This is a genomic window from Amycolatopsis sp. La24, from assembly GCF_029087445.1.
Taxonomy (GTDB): domain Bacteria; phylum Actinomycetota; class Actinomycetes; order Mycobacteriales; family Pseudonocardiaceae; genus Amycolatopsis; species Amycolatopsis nivea.
Window position 1 is genome coordinate 1 of record NZ_JARACH010000006.1, and the last position, 16,907, is coordinate 16,907.

Below are 16,907 nucleotides of genomic sequence, written 5' to 3' on the forward strand. Positions count from 1 at the left end.
GCCTGGTGGTTGCGTGGGGCACCCCGAAGCTTGATTGTGCTGACGGTTCGGGGGTGCTTGTCAAGGCGGGAAAGATGCCTTGACAAGCACCCCCGAACCGCAGGGAGGCTTCGTATCGGGGTGCGGGGGAGGTGTGGGTGCCTCGCTCGTTGGGTGCATTGGCTGCGGGGGAGGGGCTGGGTGCCTCGCTCGTTGGGTGCATCGGCTGCGGTTGGGGCCTCGATGCGGTCGGGTGCGTCGGCTGCGGTTTGCCGGTGGTGGGGGTTAGCGCCCCAATGTGGCATTGGGTGCGTTGGATGCACCCAATGTGGCGTTCGGTGCGTCCTATGCACCCAATGCCACATTGGGGCGGCATCCCGGCCGGCGGTTGCGGCTGGCGGCGGGGGCGGTCCGTGAAGGGCTCCTTGAGGGAATCTGGGTCCGTGAAGGAGCCCCTCACGATCGGTGGTGGGTCGTGAGGGGAACCCTGAGGGAATCAGAGTCAAGGAGGGTGGCCCTCACGTACGGCGGCCGGGGGTTGGCGGTGCTGTTTTCCGTGCTGCTGTGGGAAAGCCCGCCGAATGGTGCGGGCCGAACAGGTGATCATCTGTGGTCCGACCGGCCCTACCTGCGGCTCTTCTGCGGCGAAGCGGCCCGGGGTGAGACGTAAAACGCACACGCGCTGCGGGCGGCCCATGCGAAGCTGTTAGAGTCGGCGGCACGCTTCCGGGCCTGTTTGCCCTGAAGCGTTCCTGGCTTGCCAGTGAGTCAGACATCCCGCCGGTCTCGTACCGGCCAAGCCGATCGTCGGTTGGGACGACCGACGACGCCGAGGAGGTCCCCCGCGTGCTCAGCGCATTCCGCTCGGCTCTCGCGACGCCGGATCTACGCAAGAAGATCCTGTTCACGCTAGCCATCGTCGCGGTCTACCGGATCGGTGCAACCATCCCGGCTCCGGGGGTCTCGTTCGCCGCCGTGCAGGCCTGTACCGCACAGGCCGACCAGCAGGGCGTGTACCAGCTGCTCAACCTCTTCAGCGGCGGTGCGCTGCTGCAGTTGTCGCTGTTCGCGACGGGCATCATGCCCTACATCACCGCGAGCATCATCGTCCAGCTGCTCACCGTGGTCATCCCGCGGTTCGAGGAGCTGAAGAAGGAAGGCCAGTCCGGCCAGAACAAGCTGACCCAGTACACCCGGTACCTCACGATCGCGCTGGCGATCCTGCAGGCCACCGGCGTGGTCGCACTGGCTGACCGCGGCACCCTGTTCCAGGGCTGCTCGCAGCCGATCATCCCGGACAACAGCATCTACTCGCTGACGCTGATCGTGGTCACCATGACCGCGGGCACCGCGGTGATGATGTGGCTGGGCGAGCTCATCACCGAGCGCGGCGTCGGCAACGGCATGTCGGTGCTGATCTTCCTGAACATCGCGGCCCGCATCCCGGCCGAGGGCGCCAACATCATCAGCAACGGCGGCGGCGTCGCGCTGGCCGTGGTGTGCGCGTTCGGTCTGGTGATCATCGCCAGCGTCATCTTCGTCGAACAGGGCCAGCGCCGGATCCCGGTGCAGTACGCCAAGCGCATGGTCGGCCGCCGGATGTACGGCGGCACCTCGACCTACCTGCCGATCAAGGTGAACCAGGCCGGTGTCATCCCGGTCATTTTCGCCTCGTCGCTGCTGTACCTGCCGCAGCTGCTCAGCCAGCTGATCGGCGACCCGAACAGCAACGCGGGCTGGCAGTCGTTCATTCAGAACTACCTGGTCAACCAGAGCAGCTGGGTGCACATCCTGCTCTACTTCCTGTTGATCATCTTCTTCACCTACTTCTACATCACGATCACGTTCAACGTGGACGAGCGTGCGGAAGAGATGAAGAAGTTCGGCGGCTTCATCCCGGGCATCCGGCCCGGCCGTCCCACCGCCGAGTACCTCAGCTTCGTGCTGGGCCGGATCACTCTTCCCGGCTCGCTGTACCTGGGCATCATCGCGATCCTCCCGAACTTCTTCCTGTCCCTCACCGGCAGCGGGAACAACCAGAACTTCCCGTTCGGTGGCACGGCTGTGCTGATCATGGTCGGGGTTGGCCTCGACACCGTGAAGCAGATCGAAAGCCAGCTGATGCAGCGCAACTACGAAGGGTTCTTGAAGTGACGCGACTGGTTCTCGTCGGACCGCCCGGCGCGGGCAAAGGCACGCAGGCGGTTGCCCTGTCCGAGCAGCTGCGGATCCCGCACATCTCGACGGGCGACCTCTTCCGGGCGCACGTCGGCCAGGAGACTCCGCTCGGCCAGGAGGCCAAGCGGTACCTGGACTCGGGCGAGCTCGTGCCGGACTCGGTGACCAACGAAATGGTCCGCGAGCGGCTGGCCGAACCGGACGCGAAGGCGGGCTTCCTGCTCGACGGGTTCCCGCGCAACACCAAGCAGGCCGAGGTCCTCGGCGAAATGCTGAGCGAGGCCGACACCAAGCTCGACGCGGTCATCCAGCTCGACGTGGCCGAGGACGTCGTCGTCGGGCGGCTCATGTCGCGCGGCCGCTCGGACGACACCGAGGACGTCATCCGCCGTCGCCAGCAGGTGTACGTGTCGGAGACCGCGCCGCTGCTGGAGTACTACTCCGACATCCTGGTGAAGGTCGACGGCGTCGGCGAAGTGCAGGAGATCTCGGACCGCGTGCTGAAAGCGCTGCGCGACCGCACGTGAATCTCGGAGGATTGCGTGTTCTGCAAGTGCTCCGCCGCGGGCGCATGATCGAGGTCAAGACGCGCGGCGAGCTGGAGGCCATGCGGGCGGCCGGTCTCGTCGTCGCCCGCACCCTGGCCGCCGTGCGCGAACTCGCCCGGCCCGGGGTCAGCACGGCCGACCTCGACGAGCTGGCCGAGCAGACGATCCGGGACGCCGGCGCGGTGCCCTCGTTCAAGGGCTACCACGGGTTCCCGGCGTCGATCTGCGCGTCGGTGAACGAGCAGATCGTGCACGGCATCCCGTCGGCCAAGCAGGTGCTCGCCGAGGGCGACCTGATCTCGGTCGACTGCGGCGCGATCCTCGAAGGCTGGCACGGCGACTCCGCGGTGACGCTGGAGATCGGCGAGGTCAGCGAGAAGGACCGCCAGCTGTCGGCCGCCACCGAGCGCGCCATGTGGGCGGGCATCGAGGCCGTCCGCGCGGGCTCCCGGCTCACCGACATCTCGTTCGCCGTGCAGACCGCCGCCCGCCAAGCCGGCGAGGACGACGGCCGCGAGTACGGCGAGATCCTCGAGTACGGCGGCCACGGCATCGGCCGGCAGATGCACATGGAGCCGTTCCTGCCGAACGTCGGCAAACCCGGCAAGGGCCCCCGGCTCAAACCCGGCATGGCGCTCGCGGTCGAACCCATGCTGACCGGCGGCAGCGGCGAAACCCTCGAACTGGACGACGGCTGGACGGTCGTCACCGTCGACGGTTCGCGCGCCGCGCACTGGGAGCACACCGTCGCCATCACCGAGGACGGTCCCTGGGTGCTCACCCTGCCCGAAGAGTCCTGAGCGACCACTCACACGGGTCTACTTACACCCCGGTCGACGGGGTACTGCACGGGTTGCGTACACTGTCAAGTCGGCGCGCTCATGCGCCGGTTCCAGCATGCTCGTGAATTCTCGCGAACCTCATGGACCCGGGGCCGAGTGTGGCCGAGCACCACCCAGTAAGCAAGGACTCGAGCTCAAAGCCGATCACGCTGTGCACATCAAGCGTGCATCAGGGATTGCGGAGGACATGGCTAAGAAAGACGGGGCCATCGAGGTCGAAGGCCGCGTGGTCGAGCCGCTCCCCAACGCGATGTTCCGTGTCGAGTTGGAGAACGGCCACAAGGTCCTGGCACACATCAGCGGCAAGATGCGGCAGCACTACATCCGCATCCTGCCCGAAGACAGGGTTGTCGTGGAGCTTTCGCCCTACGACCTCTCCCGTGGTCGCATCGTCTACCGCTACAAGTGATCACGCCAGAGCCGAGCAGAGCAGGAAGCAGGAAGACGTGAAGGTCCAGCCGAGCGTCAAGAAGATCTGCGACAAGTGCAAGGTGATCCGCCGTCACGGCCGGATCATGGTGATCTGCGAGAACCTGCGTCACAAGCAGCGTCAGGGCTGAGAACCGCACTGCAGCAGGCCGCTTGACGGCTAACCCACCCTCCCCGTACCTGCCGGGCCGCGCGAGCGGTCCGGTGCACCCCCGGACTTCAGGCCGGGGCCGGGACACCCGGGGCGCAAGCCACGGGCACGACAGGCGAGTCGGTTCCGGAACCGGACGGGGAGCAGACCTGAAGACAAACTCGATAAAGGAGCACCAGTGGCACGACTCGCTGGCGTCGACCTTCCCCGCGAGAAGCGGTTGGAGATCGCGCTGACTTACATCTACGGGATCGGCCGTACCCGCTCGAAGCAGATGATCGCTGCTGCCGAGCTGAACGCCGACACCCGCGTCAAGGACCTCAGCGACGAGGATCTCGTCAAGCTGAAGGACTACATCGACGAAAACTTCAAGGTCGAGGGTGACCTTCGCCGTGAGGTGAACGCCGACATCCGGCGCAAGATCGAGATCGGGACCTACCAGGGTCTGCGCTGGCGTCGCGGTCTGCCGGTGCGCGGTCAGCGCACCAAGACCAACGCCCGCACCCGCAAGGGCCCGAAGAAGACGGTCGCCGGCAAGAAGAAGGCTGGCAAGAAGTGAGCACCCAGGGCAAGAAGGTCGTTCGCATGGGCGGTTCCGTCCGTCGCTCCACGGCTTGTGTCTCGCCCAAGGCGCTCTACGCCCGCCCGATGGCGCTGCGGAACCTCTACACCGACGCCGGATCCATCATCCGCCGCGGGCAGCAGGAAGCCGTCGCCGCTCACCAAGAGAACGCGCGTTAACAGGAGAACCCTCAGACAATGCCACCCAAGTCCCGCACCGCGGGGGCCAAGAAGGTCCGCCGCAAGGAAAAGAAGAATGTCGCGCACGGTCACGCGCACATCAAGAGCACCTTCAACAACACCATCGTCTCGATCACGGACCCGACCGGCGCCGTGATCGCGTGGGCGTCGAGCGGCCACGTGGGCTTCAAGGGCTCGCGCAAGTCGACTCCGTTCGCCGCGCAGATGGCCGCCGAGAACGCCGCCCGCAAGGCTGCCGAGCACGGCATGAAGAAGGTCGACGTTTTCGTGAAGGGCCCGGGTTCGGGCCGCGAGACGGCGATCCGCTCGCTGCAGGCGGCCGGCCTCGAGGTCGGCACCATCCAGGACGTGACCCCGCAGCCTCACAACGGCTGCCGCCCGCCCAAGCGGCGCCGGGTCTGAGGAACGGGGAGGAGTACTAAGAAATGGCTCGTTACACCGGCCCCGCGACGCGTATTTCGCGTCGCCTCAAGGTTGACCTCATCGGCGGCGACCAGGCGTTCGAACGTCGCCCCTACCCGCCGGGCCAGCACGGCCGCGGGCGCATCAAGGAGTCCGAGTACCTCCTGCAGTCGCAGGAGAAGCAGAAGGCTCGCTACACCTACGGCGTTCTCGAGCGCCAGTTCGTCCGGTACTACAAGGAAGCCGTGCGGCGTCCTGGCAAGACCGGTGAGAACCTGCTGCAGATCCTCGAGTCCCGGCTGGACAACGTGATCTACCGCGCCGGCATCGCCCGCACCCGCCGTCAGGCGCGGCAGCTCGTGAGCCACGGCCACTTCCTGGTCAACGGCGTCAAGGTCAACGTGCCGTCCTACCAGGTCACCAAGTGGGACATCATCGACGTCAAGCCGAAGTCGGCGGGCACGCTCCCGTTCGTCGCGGCGAAGGAAGCCTTCGGCGAGCGCCCGGTTCCGGCGTGGCTGCAGGTCGTCCCGTCGAACCTCCGCGTGCTGGTCCACCAGCTGCCGGAGCGCGCGCAGATCGACGTTCCGGTTCAGGAACAGCTGATCGTCGAGCTTTACTCGAAGTAACCGGTCTCTGCGACTGGTTACGGGGCGGCGGCGCCCACAGTGCGCCGCCGTCACGCCATCCCTTCGACGTCATATGGCGGGCGTCGTCTGGAAAGGAACTAAGAAATGCTGATTTCCCAGCGGCCGGCTCTCGGCGAAGAGACGGTCAACGAGACCCGCTCCCGGTTCACCATCGAACCGCTGGAGCCCGGCTTCGGCTACACGCTCGGCAACTCGCTGCGGCGCACGCTGCTGTCGTCCATCCCGGGCGCGGCCGTGACGAGCATCCGCATCGACGGCGTGCTGCACGAATTCACCACCGTTCCCGGGGTGAAGGAAGACGTCACCGACATCATCCTGAACCTGAAGGAACTGGTCGTGTCCTCGGAAGAGGACGAGCCGGTCACCATGTACCTGCGCAAGCAGGGCCCCGGTGAGGTCACGGCTGCCGACATCGTGCCGCCCGCGGGCGTCACCGTGCACAACCCGGATCTGCACATCGCGTCGCTGAACGGCAAGGGCAAGCTCGAGATCGAGCTCGTCGTCGAGCGCGGCCGCGGTTACGTTCCGGCCCTGCAGAACAAGCAGGCGGGCGCGGAGATCGGCCGGATCCCGGTCGACTCGATCTACTCGCCGGTGCTGAAGGTGACCTACAAGGTCGAGGCCACCCGTGTCGAGCAGCGCACCGACTTCGACAAGCTGATCCTGGACGTCGAGACCAAGCCGTCGATCACCGCGCGCGACGCGGTGGCCTCGGCGGGCAAGACGCTGGTGGAGCTGTTCGGTCTCGCTCGCGAGCTGAACGTCGACGCCGAGGGCATCGAGATCGGCCCGTCGCCGCAGGAGGCGGACACCATCGCCGCCTACGCGATGCCGATCGAGGACCTGGACCTCACCGTCCGGTCGTACAACTGCCTGAAGCGCGAAGGCATCCACACCGTTGGCGAGCTGGTCTCGCGCAGCGAGGCGGACCTTCTCGACATCCGCAACTTCGGCGCCAAGTCGATCGACGAGGTCAAGCTGAAGCTCGTCGGCCTCGGCCTCGCGCTGAAGGACAGCCCGCCCGGGTTCGACCCGTCCGCGGCTGCCACCAGCTACGACGGCGAGGGCTGGTCGGAAGGTGTCGCCGGCATCGGCGGCGGGATTTCGGACGACGGCCACGACGATGGCCAGGACTACGCAGAGACCGAGCAGCTCTGAGGCCTCGTGCCCGGACGCTGTGAGCTGAACTAGGAGAAAGTCATGCCCACCCCTACCAAGGGAGCCCGGCTCGGCGGGTCTGCCGCGCACGAGCGGCTGATCCTGGCCAACCTGGCCACTCAGCTGTTCGAGCACGGCAAGATCACGACGACCGAGGCCAAGGCCAAGCGGGTCCGCCCGCTGGCCGAGAAGCTGATCACCAAGGCGAAGCGGGGCGACCTGCACAACCGTCGCCTGGTGCAGAAGGTCGTCCGGGACAAGGACGTCGTGCACAAGCTGTTCGCCGAGATCGGCCCGCACTTCGCTGAGCGCGCCGGCGGCTACACCCGCATCACCAAGACGATGCCGCGCAAGGGCGACAACGCCGCCATGGCCGTCATCGAACTGGTCGCGGAGAAGACCGTGACGTCCGAGGCCGAGCGGGCCCGCAAGACCAAGTTCGCCAAGGACGAGGTCGCCGCCGCTCCGGTCGCCGAGGAAGCCGCTGAGGCTCCCGCCGCGACCGAAGAGGCCCCGGCTGCCGAAGAGGCTCCGGCCGCTGACGAGGCCGCTGCCTCCGACGACGCCGACGCCGACGCCAAGAAGGACTGAGTCCTGCCGGCACTGTCTACACCGGACGAGCCCGCCGCTCCCCACGGGGAGGGCGGGCTCGTTCGTCTGCGCTTGGACGTGAGCTACGACGGCACGGACTTCTCCGGCTGGGCCCGCCAGCCCGGCCGCCGCACCGTGCAGGCCGAACTGGAGCAGGCGCTGCAGCGTCAGCCGCCGGGGGAGTCGGTGCCGAAGTCCGTGGTCGTCGCGGGCCGCACGGACGCCGGGGTGCACGCGACGGGCCAGGTCGTGCACGTCGACGTCGTCCCGTTCGCGCCCGGTGCGCCGGGCCGGATTCCCGTGGATGACCAGGGAATCCCAGACCTGACGCGCATGCGCGGCCGCTGGAACAAACTCTTGCCCGCCGATGCGCGGGTTCTGCAGGCGCGCGTGGCCCCTTCGGGTTTCGATGCCCGGTTCTCCGCCATCCGTCGGCACTACCGTTATCGCGTCTCAGACGCTCCGTGGGGCGTCGATCCGTTGCGCCGCAACGACACCCTGGCTTGGGGCCGTCCACTCTCGACAGAGCGGATGAACGCCGCTGCTCGGGAACTCCTTGGCCTGCAAGACTTCGCGGCGTACTGCAAACAGCGCGAGGGCGGCACGACGATCCGTGAGCTGCAGCGTCTGGAGTGGACTCGGATCGACGAGCACCTGCTGGAAGTCCAGGTGAGCGCGGACGCGTTCTGTCATTCGATGGTCCGCAGCCTGGTCGGTGTCTTGCTGCTCGTGGGGGACGGCCGCCGCGGAACCGGTTGGCCCGGCGAGGTTTTGGCGAGCGGAACGCGGGACAGCGCGGTCGCCCCGGCACACGGGCTGACGCTGACGGCGGTGGATTACCCGCCGGACGAGCTGCTGGCGGCGAGGGCGGAACAGACTCGGAACGTGCGGTCGTCGACCGAGCTCTAGGCCAGGGACGGCCGAAAAGAGCAGGCCAGAGATGATACCACTCTGGTATCATCGGCGTCATGGCGATGACTCTGCGGTTGAACGACGAGGTGGAGCGTGCGCTCGCGCTGCTGTCTGAGGCGGACGGGGTGAGCAAGCACGAAGCGGTGGTGCGGGCGATCACGGACGCCGCGGCCCGCCGGGTCCGGGACGACCGGGTGCACGAGCTTTCCCTCGAAGGCCGCTCCCGCTACGCCGCCCTGCTCGATCGCCTGGCGCAGTGAAAATCGAGTACCTGACGCTGGACGACCTGCTACTGCTGTCGGCTGACCTCCGCGTGCCCGGGGTGCGCGACCTGGGCCTGCTCGACGCGGCGGCGCACCGGCCGCAGTCCTCGCTGATGGGGCAGGACGCTTATCCGGACCTGCACGAGAAAGCCGCGGTGCTGCTGGAATCCATCGTCCGGAATCACCCGCTGATCGACGGGAACAAACGGCTCGGCTGGATGTCGATGTACGTGTTCTACGGGCTCAACGGCTTCGACCTGGACGCGCCGGAGGACGAGGCGTACGACCTGGTGATCGCGACCGCGACCGGGACGTTGCCGTATCAGTCGGTGGCCGAGCGGCTGGCGGAATGGGCTCGCGCCCTGGACACCGCCGATCGCTGAAAACGACGAAGGCCTCCTTGCCGGAATCCCGCAAGGAGGCCTTCACCATTTCTCATCGCTTTTAGTCGCCTCGGCGAACCGGCCCGAGCAGCTGCTGTTCCTTCTGAGTCGTGACCAGCCGCAGCGGACGCCACAGGTTCGTGCCCAGCGCTACGACCTGGTCGTCCTTCAGCGTGGTCAGCTGGCGCATCATCTGCGGCGGCAGCCGCCAGATCCGGGCCGCCAGCTCGGCCTGCCCGGCGGGTAGCCGCTGCATCAGGACGAGGTCCGCGGCGTTCGCCGTCGTGCCCGCCTGCGGGTGCAGGTACGGCAGCACGTACACCGTGGTCTGCCAGGGCGACCGGGGCGGGAACAGGTCCTGCGGGGTCGGCCCGCCGTCGGTCACGACGAGCAGCGGGGCGTCCTCGGACGGGCGCGGCAGTTCGACCGGCGAGAGCCGGCGGATCTGCACCAGCGGCGACGGGCGTCCGTCGCGGCTTCCGGCGGCCTGCTGCAGCACCTGCCACGCCGCGGGGCGTCCGGTGGCCACGACCACCCACGCACCCGTCGCCATGGCGCGCATCGCGACCTGGCGGGCCAGGTAGAGCCCGCCGACGAGCACGATGCGGGTCGGCTGCGAGCGCAGCGCGGAGACGGTCAGCGGTTCGCCCTTGAGGCCGGAGCCGAGGACGACACCGCCGCGGTCGCCGGACGGGCTGATCGCGTCGAGCATGGCCGGGTCGACCGTGAACTCCGGGGCGATGCCGGGGTTTTGCCCGGCATCGCGGACTCGAGTGCTCATGCTGTGCCTCCGATCGGCAGCGTCGCGGAGAACGCCGAGATCTGCATGCCCTTCATCGGGGTCAGGTCGACGTCCAGCCGCTCCGCGATGCTCTGCAGCCGCTGGTCGGCAGCGTCCAGCTCGCGCGGGTTGCGGGCGCTCAGCCGCACCACGCCGCGCAGGCCGATGCGACCCTCGTCCGCCGACGGCGAGATCGCCATGGCGACCGTCGCGGACAGTGCGCGCACGCTGGTCAGCCCGTTGAGGCTGCCGCTGATCTTGCCCTTGGGCCAGCCGGTGATCGCGTAGCTGGAGTGGCCGATGCCCGCCGCGGTGACGCCGGTCCAGCTTTCCTGCAGGCTGACCTTCTCGTTCGAACCGGCGACCGCGGTGAGCTCAGCCGCCGAGATGCTGGCGCGCAGCAGCTCGTCCGGGTCCAGCGGCCGGGTCGGCACGCCCTGGGACTCCAGTGCGTTGCGCACCCGCGACAGCGCACCGATCATCGCGCGGTGCGCGCCGACGACGCCGCCGCCGCGTTCCCGGATCGCCTCCGGGCAGCGCCGCGGGTCGAGCCGGACCGCGATCCACGTGGTCCGCCGAGCGGCCGCGGGCAGCGGGCCGAGCACTTCGAGATACGAGCTGAGCGCCGGGGCGTCCGCGGGCATCGCGGCCGAACCCGGGTAGCTGTGCCAGATCATCTGGATGGAGTCCAGCAGCACGCCGCGGTCTTCCAGGCACGGCGCGAGCGCGGACAGCGGAAGGCTGGGCGCGCCGCCTGCCTGGGAGATCATCGCCGGCATCGGCTCGACGAGCAGGACCGCGGTCCACGTCCCGTCGTTCCAGGCGATGCCGACCTCCTGCCGTTCGTGGTCGACGGCGTGCGCCACCACGAGGTCCGGCACGGCCAGCCGCAGCAGGCTGACGCGCGCGTCCTCCGGGCCGGTGACCGCGCTTTCCTCGGCGAGTTCCTCGATGCTGGTCGGCGGCGGAGGGGTCGCCACACGGCCGTGCGAGCGGAACCGGTACCGCAGCGTCAGCGCGAGCCACTGGGTGAACCAGCGCCCGCCCACGCGCAGGAAGGCGAGGATCAGGCCGAGCGCCGCGACGCCGATCGCGACGTACTTGAGCTGCATGTTGATCGCCAGCAGCACGAGTCCGATCGCGACGCCGACTTCCAGCACGACCAGGTTGACCACCGGCAGCGGGCCGAGCGAGATGCCGCCGGAGCGCCGCCGCGAGGGCGGGGCCATCCGGAGCGCGGTCGCGGTACCGCCGCCCGTCGGTGCGGGTTCGCTGTTTTCCGGGCCGCCGCCGCTGGGCCCGCCGGGGCCGCCAGGTCCACCGGGGCCACCGGGGCCACCGCCGCCGGGACCACCCGGACCGCCGGGGCCACCGCCGCCAGGTCCGCCCGGGCCTCCAGGGCCACCAGGTCCGCCGGGACCTCCGGGACCGCCAGGGCGCGGGCCGTTAGGACCGCCGCCGCCAGGACGTCCCGTCCGAGGGCCAGTGGGACCGCCAGGCCCGCCGGGTCCGCCCGGACCGCCAGGCCCACCAGGACCGCCGGGCTTGGGTCCGCCCGGACCAGGCTTGGGTCCGCCGGGACCACCGGGTCCGCCAGGCTTGGGCCCGCCCGGGCCAGGAGCGCCAGGAACCCCGGGCTTGGGAACGCCGGGCCCGGGAGTGACCGGTCCGCCGGGGCGTCCGGGTCCACCAGGTCCGCCGGGACCGCCCGGGACGCCGGGAGGGGGAGTGCGCGGGGGCATTCCGGGTCCGCCGGGAGCAGCGCCGGGTCCGCCGGTTCTTCCGGGCCGCTGCGGCGGACCCGGGGGACGTCCCCCGGGAGGCGGTGGCGGTCCCTGCGGACCAGGCGGACGTGGAGGCGTGCTGACGGACATCCGCGCGTTCTCTTCCCCTCGTGAGTGCTGCGTACCCGGAAAGCCGGTCCCGGGATGCCTGACCCTAACCGGAGTTGGTAGAAACCCCACACCAGACGGTCCCCGTACGGCTATCCTGCGGAACCGTACCGCGACGGGGAGGACTGTAGGTCGAGAATGCCATCAACACCCACGACTAAGTCTCAGGTTCAGGCATACAAGTTCGTCCTGCGCCGGATGCAGTCCGCGCTGGTCCGCCGTGACGCGGTGATGTTGCACGACCCGATGCGCTCCCACGGGCGCGCGACCGCGGTCGGCGTGATCCTCGGCGTGCTGGGCGCCGTCGTCTTCGTGCTGTGGGGCCTGTTGAGCCCCGCGCCGTCGGTGCCCGCGTCGGACAACATCGTGATCGGCGAGCAGTCCGGCACCGTGTATGTCGTCACGGGGAATCCGGCGCGGCTGATCCCGACGTTCAACCTCGCGTCGGCGCGGCTGATCCTCATGGCGCAGAAGCAGCAGGGCGCACCGGGGCAGCAGGGCGGCGGCCAAGGCGGCCAGCAGGCGGCGGAGGTGAAGAACCCGACCGTCGTCTCGGATGAACAGTTGAAGAACATGCCGCGCGAGAAGCTCACCGGCATCCCGGACGGCCCGCAGCTGCTCCCGTCGATGGACCAGCGGACCACCCCCAACTGGGCGGTGTGCGACGAGGTCGTGCTCGACCAGTCGCTGCCGCAGCCGGACTCGGTCAACAAGACCAACACCGACGTGATCGCCGGCATCGACAAGCTCGGCACCGAGCTGCAGGAGAACCAGGCGCTGCTCGGCGACACGGGCAACGGCAAGACCTACCTCATCTACCGGCTGGCCGCGACGCAGAGCCACCCGAACGCGAACACCGTGCGCGCCGAGGTGCCGTCCGGCAGCGCCGACCCGGTGCGGGCCGCGCTGCATCTGCCGACGAAGGCACGCAAGGTGTCGCAGGCTCTCCTCAACGCGATCCCCGAGGTCACCAAGCTGGTCCCGCCGCTGGTGGCGGGCGAGGGCACGGCGCCGTCGAGCAACTTCGACGGGCTGACCGTCGGCAGCGTCTTCTCGACCCAGCCCTCCGGCGGTGCGCTGGAGTTCTGGCTCATCGCCAAGAGCGGCATCCAGAAGGTGTCGCCCGCCGTCGCGGACATCGTGCGCACGGCCAAGAGCGGCGGTTCGGCCATCACGCCGACCCTGACCCTCGACAAGATCAACAACGTCAAGGTGCTGCAGAACGGCGACCCGGACTACGTGGACGTCGACACCTACCCGAAGGTCGTCCCGACCGTCCTCGACGCCGTGCCGAACCCGGTGGCGTGCCTCGGCTGGTCGCTCAACGCCGGGGGCACCCAGGCGCACACCTCGGTCTACATCAACAAGCAGGTCCCGGTCGAGAAGAACGCCGACGGCAGCTCGAAGATCATCAGCGTCAGCAACACCGGCCCGAACGGCGTGCCGATCACCGGCTTCTACATGCCGACCGGCTACGGCGCGGTGGTGCAGTCGGCCACCGAATCGGAGAAGACCTTCGGCAAGGGCCCGATCCAGCTGATCTCCGACCGCGGCATCCGCTACGGCGTCCCGGACGCGGCGACCGCGGACGGGCTGGGGCTGAACAACCGGCTGCCCGCGCCGGAGTCGATCATCGGGCTCCTGCCGACCGGTGCGTCGCTGAACGTGCAGAACGTGATGAAGCAGTTCGACTCGGTGCCGATCGACCCGAACGCCGGCTCGTACAAGCAGCAGGCGGCCGGACAGCAGCAACCTGCCGGGAACTGACGGCGGGTTCCGTCCGTCACACTCGGACATAGCCGGGTGAGCGGAGGGTTGAACGTGGCAGCGCCGGGAAGCAGTCCGGGAACGAGCGCCGTGCGGATCGACGGCGCGGTCGTCGGCGGCTACGCGGCGAAAGTCGCGCGGGCGGCCGACGAACTGGAGGCCGTCGCGGGCGAGGTGGGCACGAGAGCGACCACCGCCGACGCGTACGGCGAGGTGGCCGGGCAGCTGGGCGTGCCGGAGTCGTACGCACAGGCCTCGCAGGCGTTGCGCGGCCAGCTCACCGCCGGGGTGGCCGCGCTGCGGTCGGTCACCGCGGCGCTGGAGCAGCTCACCACCGGCCACGCCGAGCGGGACGCCGACGCCGCCGAGCGGATCGAGCGCGCCGGGAGGATCTCGTGACGGAGCCGTCTCTGGCGTACGTGACCGAGCTCGCTCGCGAGCTGGGCGTGACCGATCCGGTCGCCGCGTACTACCGGCCGCTCACCGGCCGCTGGGAGGAACTGGACGCGGAGGCCGAGAGCCTGCGCGCCGCGGCCCGCACGGCGGCAAGGGTGTCCACGGACCTCGCGGACGATCTCGGCCGGATCGACGCGTCGTGGTCCGGTCCCGACGCGGACGCGTTTGTCGCCTACCTGGGTGAAATCCGCGCCGCGAGCGAGGGTGCGGAGGACGCGCTCGACGCGCTCGCGGACTCGATCGACCAGCTCACCGAATCGCTGCGCAAGATCACCGGTGCGGCGGAAGAGGTGCTGGTCGACGCGGCTGATCTGCTGTCCGAGTCCGCGATGCTGCCCAAGGGCGGCGCTTCCCGGGCGCGGTCGCAGATGCGGGAGACCGAGCAGTCGCTGAAGTCCTTGCACGAGGCCGCGGAGGACGTCCTGCGCGAGTTCGGCCGGTTGTGCGCCGGAGTGGACGCGCCTGCCGGGAGCCCGTCGAGCATCGAACTGCGGCACCACTATCCGGCGCAGCAGTTCCGGCTGCACGACGCCGACGCGCCCGCGGGAACGTCTCCGGCTTCCGCCGGAGAGTCCACAGTGGCCTCTTCAGCGTCCTCTTCGGACGATTCGGTGAGCCCGTCCGCCGCGGAGAATTCCCACCAGGGCAAGGAAACCGCCGCCGACCCGCGGCTGGAGCAGGGCCAGGCGGGCCTCCCTCCGGTCGAGCCGGTCGCCCCGGCCCCGCAGCCCGCGTCGGCGAACCAGGGCTCGGGCATGTCGATGATGCCGATGATGGGCTTCGCCGGAATGGGCGGCGGAGGCGGTGGCGGCGGCAGTTCGCAGCACAAGCCGCGGCAGCGCACAGCGGCGAAGACGTCCGAGATCTTCGGCGAGCCCGCGCAGGTGACTCCGCCGGTGATCGGCCAGGACCCGCCCGCGCGGCGGCCGGAGAAGGACGGCAAGCCGCCGAAACCCGGAAAGTGACCAGGAAGGCCGCCGCCGCGACATCCGCGGCGAGCGGCCTTTTCCGTGTCCGGAACCGGGTCGCTTCTGACAGCAAAAGCAAAAAGGGCCGCTCCCCGCTGCGATCGCGGAGAAGCGGCCCTTTTCTGATGCCTATTTCGTCGGCGGCGACGACCTGGAGCGGTTCCGCCGGATCGTGTGCACCACGAACAGCGTGATCAGCAGCGCCGCCACCCCGCCGCCGGTGCCGGCGAGCGCGACGATCATCGGGGTCGAGCTGATCCCGTCGGCAGGCGGCAGCTTGGCCTCCTGCACCACCGGCTTCGGCAGCGCGAGGTTGCCGGTGTCGCCCGGCAGGTTCGCGGTGAGCGCGGCCACCGGGTCGATCACGCCGTAGCCGACGAAGTTGTCGCGCCCGCCAGGAGCGGCCGGGTGCTGCGCGGTCGCCTTGAGCCGCTTCACCACGTCGCGCGCCTTCATGTCCGGGAACATCGAGCGGACCAGCGCGGCCACGCCCGCCACGTACGGGGCGGCGAAGCTGGTGCCCTGGATCGGCGACGGGTTGCCGTTCGCGATGGTGAGGTTCGCGAGTCCGGTCGAATGCTCCGCCGGGTCGAGCGACACGATCTTGGTGCCCGGCGCGGCGACGCCGACCCACGGGCCGTGCACGCTGAACGGCGCGACGCCGCCGTCTTCCTGGATGGCCCCGACGGACAGCACGTCGTCGGAGAACCAGGGCGGGGTGACGATCGACTTCGGCTTGTTCGGGTCGGCCTGGTCGTTCTGCGGGCAGTTTTCCGAGACGTTGCCCGCGGCCGCGATGACCACGATGTTGTTGTCGGCCGCGTAACGCACCGCGGCCTGGACCTGGCGCTCGCCGGTCTGGATGTCGCCCGGCGCGGTGCCGGCGCGGCAGTGGTCGACCGACATGTTGATCACGCCGGCGCTGTGGGTGTCGGCGATGCTGCGGATGATCTGCGCGAGCGTGTTCAGCGTGCCCGCGGTGCCTTGCTTCGCCAGATCCCGGTTGTCGCCCTTGTTGTCCTGCTGGGGCGCGGTGCCGCTGCCGCTGCCGGTGCCGCCGCCCGAGGACGGGGGCAGCTGGCTGTTGCTGCTGCCCGCCGGGGGCTGCTGGCTCTCGCCGCCCGAGGGCGGTGCGCCGGTCCCGCCGGACGGGGGAGCCGAGGGCTGCTGCGGGCTGTCGTCCTTGGCGTAGTTCTCGCTCAGCTGCCGGTAGGACACGATGTGCGCGTCCGGGGCCACGCCGATGAAGCCGACCTGCGGATCCTGCGGGTTGCCCGCGATGATCCCGGCGACCTCGGTGCCGTGGCCGTCACAGTCCTGCAGCCCCGGCTGCGCTCCGTTGTCCGGGGTGGCGACGTAGTCCCCGCCGCTCTCCACGCGGCCCTGGAACCACGGATGCGGCGTGACGCCGGTGTCGATCACCGCGACCTTCTGGTTGCCGCCGACCGATCCGGTCGCCGCGCGGACGATCTGCTGCGCCCGGTCCAGCTGCAGGTAGTCCTGGCCCCACGGGCGGAAGTTGATCTTGACGTCCTGCCCGAGACTGCGCTGGACGCATTCGTTCTTCTTCTTGTACGTGGTGTCCGGGTGGCCGGTGGCCGCGGGCGGCGCGTCGCCCGGGCCCAGCGGCGGCGGGGTGGCCCAGGTGCCCGCGGGCGCGTCCGCCGTCTGCGCCGACGCCGGAGCGGCGGCGAACGGCGACATCAGCCCGAGGCCGGCGGCGAACAACGCCACCCCGGTCCGGCCGGGAAGGCCGAGCCTGCGGGGGAAGGAACGTCGGGAGCCCATCGCGCGG

At 69.6% G+C, this 16,907-nt stretch carries 20 protein-coding genes; 17 read left to right on the top strand and 3 right to left on the bottom strand.

Translation table 11 applies throughout. From position 1 onward, the window contains the following. Positions 1–825 precede the first annotated feature (825 nt). The 14 genes from secY to PUT80_RS09425 all read left to right on the top strand — a co-directional run bounded on the left by secY (position 826) and on the right by PUT80_RS09425 (position 9,248). A complete protein-coding gene (gene secY, locus PUT80_RS09360; RefSeq protein ID WP_037816259.1) occupies positions 826–2,133 on the top strand; it encodes a preprotein translocase subunit SecY in 1,308 nt (435 codons plus the stop codon). Next, positions 2,130–2,684 (top strand): adenylate kinase, encoded by a 555-nt coding sequence (locus PUT80_RS09365; protein WP_037816258.1) that lies wholly within the window; start codon positions 2,130–2,132, stop codon positions 2,682–2,684. Before secY ends, PUT80_RS09365 begins: the two co-directional genes overlap by 4 nt. Positions 2,685–2,728: 44 nt before the next feature. Then, positions 2,729–3,505 (top strand): type I methionyl aminopeptidase, encoded by a 777-nt coding sequence (gene map, locus PUT80_RS09370; RefSeq protein ID WP_043835297.1) that lies wholly within the window; start codon positions 2,729–2,731, stop codon positions 3,503–3,505. 229 nt (positions 3,506–3,734) lie between these two features. Further along, complete coding sequence (infA, locus tag PUT80_RS09375; RefSeq protein ID WP_004558881.1) at positions 3,735–3,956, top strand: translation initiation factor IF-1; 222 nt, start codon at positions 3,735–3,737, stop codon at positions 3,954–3,956. 37 nt (positions 3,957–3,993) lie between these two features. Further along, positions 3,994–4,107, top strand: coding sequence for a 50S ribosomal protein L36 (rpmJ, locus tag PUT80_RS09380; RefSeq protein WP_004558882.1), 114 nt, complete (start codon positions 3,994–3,996; stop codon positions 4,105–4,107). Between the two features lie 198 nt (positions 4,108–4,305). Then, on the top strand, positions 4,306–4,686 hold the full coding sequence (gene rpsM / locus PUT80_RS09385) for a 30S ribosomal protein S13 (protein WP_009072337.1): 381 nt from the start codon (positions 4,306–4,308) through the stop codon (positions 4,684–4,686). Continuing rightward, entirely contained in the window at positions 4,683–4,868 is a 186-nt protein-coding gene (locus PUT80_RS09390; RefSeq protein ID WP_009072338.1) for a hypothetical protein, read from the top strand. Before rpsM ends, PUT80_RS09390 begins: the two co-directional genes overlap by 4 nt. 18 nt (positions 4,869–4,886) lie before the next feature. After that, positions 4,887–5,291: a 30S ribosomal protein S11 gene (gene rpsK, locus PUT80_RS09395; RefSeq protein ID WP_009072340.1), complete on the top strand. Its 405-nt coding sequence runs from the start codon at positions 4,887–4,889 to the stop codon at positions 5,289–5,291. 23 nt (positions 5,292–5,314) lie between these two features. Next, entirely contained in the window at positions 5,315–5,920 is a 606-nt protein-coding gene (gene rpsD, locus PUT80_RS09400; protein ID WP_037816256.1) for a 30S ribosomal protein S4, read from the top strand. Between the two features lie 105 nt (positions 5,921–6,025). Further along, positions 6,026–7,099: a DNA-directed RNA polymerase subunit alpha gene (locus PUT80_RS09405; protein ID WP_009072342.1), complete on the top strand. Its 1,074-nt coding sequence runs from the start codon at positions 6,026–6,028 to the stop codon at positions 7,097–7,099. A 42-nt stretch (positions 7,100–7,141) separates the two neighbouring features. Next, positions 7,142–7,690, top strand: coding sequence for a 50S ribosomal protein L17 (rplQ, locus tag PUT80_RS09410; protein ID WP_275291631.1), 549 nt, complete (start codon positions 7,142–7,144; stop codon positions 7,688–7,690). 72 nt (positions 7,691–7,762) lie between these two features. Then, a complete protein-coding gene (gene truA / locus PUT80_RS09415; RefSeq protein WP_107051119.1) occupies positions 7,763–8,599 on the top strand; it encodes a tRNA pseudouridine(38-40) synthase TruA in 837 nt (278 codons plus the stop codon). 59 nt (positions 8,600–8,658) lie between these two features. Beyond that, positions 8,659–8,862, top strand: coding sequence for a CopG family transcriptional regulator (locus tag PUT80_RS09420; RefSeq protein ID WP_067587897.1), 204 nt, complete (start codon positions 8,659–8,661; stop codon positions 8,860–8,862). Continuing rightward, complete coding sequence (locus tag PUT80_RS09425; protein WP_134663745.1) at positions 8,859–9,248, top strand: type II toxin-antitoxin system death-on-curing family toxin; 390 nt, start codon at positions 8,859–8,861, stop codon at positions 9,246–9,248. The genes PUT80_RS09420 and PUT80_RS09425 overlap by 4 nt, the downstream gene beginning before the upstream one ends. Positions 9,249–9,309: 61 nt before the next feature. Here PUT80_RS09425 and PUT80_RS09430 read toward each other — a convergent pair whose 3' ends face one another. Then, positions 9,310–10,029: a hypothetical protein gene (locus PUT80_RS09430; protein ID WP_037816254.1), complete on the bottom strand. Its 720-nt coding sequence runs from the start codon at positions 10,027–10,029 to the stop codon at positions 9,310–9,312. Further along, complete coding sequence (gene eccE, locus PUT80_RS09435) at positions 10,026–11,258, bottom strand: type VII secretion protein EccE (RefSeq protein ID WP_037816253.1); 1,233 nt, start codon at positions 11,256–11,258, stop codon at positions 10,026–10,028. The genes PUT80_RS09430 and eccE overlap by 4 nt, the downstream gene beginning before the upstream one ends. Positions 11,259–12,059: 801 nt before the next feature. Between eccE and eccB the strand changes: the two genes are divergently transcribed. From eccB to PUT80_RS09450, 3 genes are read left to right on the top strand one after another with little or no spacing between them, the layout of a single operon-like run. Then, complete coding sequence (eccB, locus tag PUT80_RS09440) at positions 12,060–13,688, top strand: type VII secretion protein EccB (protein ID WP_134663746.1); 1,629 nt, start codon at positions 12,060–12,062, stop codon at positions 13,686–13,688. 54 nt (positions 13,689–13,742) lie between these two features. Further along, positions 13,743–14,087, top strand: coding sequence for a hypothetical protein (locus tag PUT80_RS09445; RefSeq protein ID WP_275291633.1), 345 nt, complete (start codon positions 13,743–13,745; stop codon positions 14,085–14,087). After that, positions 14,084–15,109: a WXG100 family type VII secretion target gene (locus PUT80_RS09450; RefSeq protein ID WP_275291635.1), complete on the top strand. Its 1,026-nt coding sequence runs from the start codon at positions 14,084–14,086 to the stop codon at positions 15,107–15,109. Before PUT80_RS09445 ends, PUT80_RS09450 begins: the two co-directional genes overlap by 4 nt. A gap of 132 nt (positions 15,110–15,241) precedes the next feature. Here the strand turns inward: PUT80_RS09450 and PUT80_RS09455 are convergent, their stop codons facing one another. Continuing rightward, a complete protein-coding gene (locus tag PUT80_RS09455) occupies positions 15,242–16,900 on the bottom strand; it encodes a S8 family serine peptidase (protein ID WP_275291636.1) in 1,659 nt (552 codons plus the stop codon). Positions 16,901–16,907 lie beyond the last annotated feature (7 nt).